General features: G+C 45.0%; 4 protein-coding genes. 2 read left to right on the top strand and 2 right to left on the bottom strand.

The features are described 5' to 3' along the window. Positions 1 to 711 (bottom strand): PfkB family carbohydrate kinase (locus tag Q8865_11040; GenBank protein ID MDP4153953.1); only part of this gene is annotated, 711 nt, incomplete at its 3' end. Between the two features lie 145 nt (positions 712 to 856). Between Q8865_11040 and Q8865_11035 the strand changes: the two genes are divergently transcribed. Continuing rightward, complete coding sequence (locus tag Q8865_11035; protein ID MDP4153952.1) at positions 857 to 1,240, top strand: desulfoferrodoxin family protein; 384 nt, start codon at positions 857 to 859, stop codon at positions 1,238 to 1,240. Between the two features lie 319 nt (positions 1,241 to 1,559). Further along, a complete protein-coding gene (aspS, locus tag Q8865_11030) occupies positions 1,560 to 3,287 on the top strand; it encodes an aspartate--tRNA ligase (protein ID MDP4153951.1) in 1,728 nt (575 codons plus the stop codon). A 62-nt stretch (positions 3,288 to 3,349) separates the two neighbouring features. On the opposite strand, the gene galE is transcribed toward aspS, so the two are convergent. Beyond that, complete coding sequence (gene galE / locus Q8865_11025) at positions 3,350 to 4,363, bottom strand: UDP-glucose 4-epimerase GalE (protein ID MDP4153950.1); 1,014 nt, start codon at positions 4,361 to 4,363, stop codon at positions 3,350 to 3,352. Positions 4,364 to 4,454 lie beyond the last annotated feature (91 nt).

The raw sequence follows: 4,454 nt of genomic DNA, 5'->3' as shown, positions 1-4,454 counted from the left end.
AGCGCCACCCTCGCTTAAATACATCATGCCCCTTGTGCCCAAACTTAAAATCACATTACTTATACCTGATTTTATAAGTTCCAAAGCCTTTGCTTTCATGTCCCCGATATTTTCGGCATCTGCGCCTGTGAGCTCTGCAAATTCCTCGTCGTTAGGCTTAATTATAAACGGCTTGATATTCAAAAGCCGTTCTTTTTTTATTACCCGGGTGTCGAGCGCAATCAGCGCACCTGTTTTTTTGATTTCAAGACATATGTCTTCAAGTTCTTCCTCGACCATTCCTGACGGAAGACTGCCGGATATTACACAGCAGGTATCCTTGCCGCAGCGTTTCACGATTTCCGTTTTAACAATTTCGAGGCTACTTTTTGATACCGTGAACCCTTTTCGAATAAGCCTAGTTATCTTCCCGTCCGGCGTGAGTATACTGATGTTTTCACGTATCCTGCCGGGAACTTTTATAACAGCCGTGCTTATATTTTCTTCTTTCAGCTTGTTCAAATACTGATCAGCGTTGTCGGCGCCTAAAAGGATGACTGACGGAGCGTCGATATCAAATCGTCTCAGCACACGCGAAACGTTTACAGCTTTGCCGCCTGCGTCAATATTTTCAGTTATCACACGGTTTTCTTTTCCCATTTCAAAAGCGTCACAGCAGGCGGTGACGTCTATTGCCGGGTTTAGCATAAGCGTAAATATTTTATTTAACATATTATAACCCCATACTTTACTTAAACAAAACTGATTATATAAGCAGTAAGTAATATTTTCAATATTTTTAACAATTTTTCTTTTGACTTCTATGAGCATTATGCTATAATGTGCTTAAATTTCTATATCTAAGGAGGCAGACAACATGGAAAATGAGAGAATCTTTTTAAAATGCGAGCATTGCGGGAACATTGTGGGATTGATTGAAGACGCGGGAGTCAGCGTGGTTTGCTGTGGAGAAAAGATGAAGCGCCTGATGCCTAACACGGTTGACGCTTCAAAGGAAAAACACCTTCCGGTATTAAGCGTTGAAAACGGAAAACTTCATGTTGAAGTCGGCTCTCTCCCCCATCCGATGACACCGGAACATCATATTGCATGGATAGCGGTGGCTCAGAAAAATCGTACACAGCGTGTGGCACTCGATGTAAACGGCGAGCCAAAAGCTGATTTTTGCATAGACGAGGGGCCTGTCACCGTTTATGCATACTGCAACCTCCACGGTCTTTGGGTTTCTGAACTAAAATAAATAAATTCGAGTATAAAATTGTATCATTAGAGAGAAAATTCAAATAATAGATTGACTGTAAATTTTTTATGGAATATAATTTATTTTTGAAGACTCAGCTTTTTTGGAAATTCCGACAGGGAGTTAGCGTCACTGACTGAGAACGCGGATCGGAAGAGTAGTAAGCTTGGGAACACTTCAATGATACCGGAAATTTAATATTAAAGTGGATGCGGGTTTTCCGCGTCAATGCGGGTGGCACCGCGGGCTGATAAATGCTCGTCCCGGAAATTATTATTTATGATAATTTCCGGGACTTTTTGTTTTAGGAGGATAAGTAATGTTAAGGACGCACCACTGCAACGAAATCAGAGAAGAACACATAGGGCAAAAAATCACCCTAGCCGGCTGGGTTGATACGATCCGTGACCACGGCAGCGTAAAGTTTCTCGATCTTCGTGATCAAAACGGCGTGACGCAGGTTGTATTCCATGACGATTCCATGCTTGAGGGCATCAGCCGTGAAACTGTTATTTCAGCGACCGGCATTGTTAGAAAGAGAGACGAGGACACCGTCAATCCGAAGATAGAGACAGGCCTTGTCGAAATGCACGCAGACAGCATAACTGTACTCGGAGAGTGCAAAAACTTTCTGCCCTTTGAGATACGTGATTCCATTTCGACCCGTGAGGAAGTGCGCCTGAAATACCGTTTTCTCGATTTGAGAAACCCGGCAATACACAAAAACATCGTTCTCCGCTCAAATGTCATAAAATTTTTAAGGTCACGCATGGAGGAGCTCGGCTTTCTTGAAATCCAGACTCCTATTCTTACGGCTTCTTCCCCTGAAGGTGCGCGAGACTATCTTGTTCCGAGCCGCAAGCATAAAGGCAAGTTTTATGCTCTGCCCCAGGCTCCCCAGCAGTTTAAGCAGATGCTGATGGTGTCCGGCTTTGACAAATATTTTCAGGTTGCGCCCTGCTTCCGTGATGAAGACGCCAGAGGCGACCGTTCGCCAGGCGAGTTCTACCAGCTCGACTTTGAGATGGCGTTTGCTGAGCAGGAAGACGTTTTACAAGTCGCTGAAAAAGTTTTATATGATACATTCAAGAAGTTCTCTGACAAACGCGTTTCCCCCGCCCCGTTTAGGCGTATCACCTTTAAAGAATCTATGTTGAAATATGGCAGCGACAAACCAGACCTTCGCAATCCGCTGACGATCTGCGACCTGTCCGAATTTTTTACCAATGTTGAATTCGGGGCATTTAAAAACAAACCTGTCCGCGGCATCGTTGCTGACTGTTCAGGAAAATCCAGAAGCTTCTTTGAAAATTCACTCAAATTTGCGTTCAGCATCGGGATGAAGGGTCTTGGCTATATCACCTTGAATGAGGGCGAATTCAAAGGGCCAATCGAAAAATTCCTTACACCAGAACAGAAACAGCAGCTCATAACTGACTGCAATATCAAAGAGGGCGAAACGCTCTTCTTCATATGCGACGGGCCTAAAATGGTCAATAAACTCGCGGGACAGATTAGAGAGTGGCTCGGCGAAAACCTTGAGATTATCGATAAGGACGCTTTCGAGTTTTGCTTTATCGTTGACTTCCCGATGTATGAGTATAACACAGATACCAAAAAGATCGAATTCACCCACAACCCATTCTCAATGCCTCAGGGCGGCTTGAATGCCCTTGAAACAATGGACCCGCTCGATATTCTGGCTTACCAGTATGACATCGTCTGCAACGGCGTCGAGCTGTCCTCCGGCGCTGTGAGGAACCACTCACCTGAGGTCATGAAAAAAGCGTTTGCAATCGCCGGATACAACGAAGAAGATTTAGAGAGGAAGTTCGGCGCTTTATACACTGCGTTCCAGTTCGGCGCACCGCCGCATGCTGGAATGGCGCCTGGAATCGATCGTATGATAATGCTTCTCGCAAATGAGGAGACTATCCGTGACGTTATCGCCTTCCCGCTTAATGGAAACGCTCAGGATCTTATGATGAGCGCTCCTTCCGAAGTTACAGAAGAACAGCTTCGTGAAGTCCACGTAAGAATACGCTGACGCATATTGCAAGAAAAAGCCTCCGATTATTTCAATCGGAGGCTTTATTATATTTTGAGACTTTATGCTTCGTATCCCTTAGGATTCTTCTGTATAAAATTCCAAGCATCTGCGCACATTTCTTCAAGCCCGCGCTCAGCCTGCCAACCCAGCTCTTCCTTCGCCTTTGCCGGATCGGAATAGCACTGTGCGACATCGCCCGGTCTGCGAGCATAGAATGAATGGGGCACTTTAATGTTATTGACCTTTTCAAACGTGTTGATTATATCAAGCACGCTGTATCCTGTGCCAGTGCCGAGGTTATAAATCATAACGCCGTCAGCCTTTTCGATCTTTTTAAGAGCTGCAAGGTGTCCGAGTGCAAGATCGACGACGTGGATATAATCACGCACGCCTGTTCCGTCTTTTGTATCATAATCGTTGCCCCAGACCGTAAGCTCTTTCATCTTGCCGAGAGCAGCGTCGCAAACACGTGGCATGAGGTTGTTCGGAATACCGTTCGGGTTTTCGCCGATAAGACCGCTCTTATGAGCGCCGATAGGATTGAAATAGCGCAGCAGCACAACGCTCCACTCTTTATCAGAAACATAGAGATCACGCAAAATCTGCTCTATCATCAGCTTAGTGCTTCCATACGGATTGGTGGTGGAAAGCGGAAAATCCTCTTTGATCGGAACTGTTTTCGGAATGCCGTAAACAGTCGCGGATGAGCTGAACACAATCTTCTTAACATTATATTTGCCCATCAGTTCGCACAGGATCAGCGTTCCCGTTATGTTATTGTGATAATATCTGAGCGGGATCTGAACCGATTCGCCGACAGCCTTAAGACCCGCAAAATGGATGACTGCGTCAAATTTGTACTGTTTGAAAATCTCTTCAAGCGCCTCACGGTCGAGAAGATCGACATTATGAAAAGCAATCTTTTTGCCTGTGATTTCTTCCACTCGGCGGACAGCCTCATAAGAGCTGTTGCAGAGATTATCGACTATTACGACTTCATATCCGGCGTCTAACAGCTCGACACATGTATGACTGCCGATAAATCCGGCGCCGCCTGTTACTAATATTCGCATTAGGTTCACTCCTGTCTAAGTAATGCGGCAGATTGTGCCGCTTTATCAGTATTATACCATATTTATGTTGCTGTTCAATGCTTTTGTTTTT

Source organism: Bacillota bacterium, assembly GCA_030705925.1.
Taxonomy (GTDB): Bacteria; Bacillota; Clostridia; order Oscillospirales; family Feifaniaceae; genus JAUZPM01.
This window is presented reverse-complemented; position numbering and strand designations above follow the sequence as displayed.

Excerpts from the sequence above, each read along its gene's own strand:
- aspS (MDP4153951.1), top strand. The coding sequence starts at position 1,560 with ATGTTAAGGACGCACCACTGCAACGAAATCAGAGAAGAACACATAGGG.
- galE (MDP4153950.1), bottom strand. The coding sequence starts at position 4,363 with ATGCGAATATTAGTAACAGGCGGCGCCGGATTTATCGGCAGTCATACA.
- Q8865_11035 (MDP4153952.1), top strand. The coding sequence starts at position 857 with ATGGAAAATGAGAGAATCTTTTTAAAATGCGAGCATTGCGGGAACATT.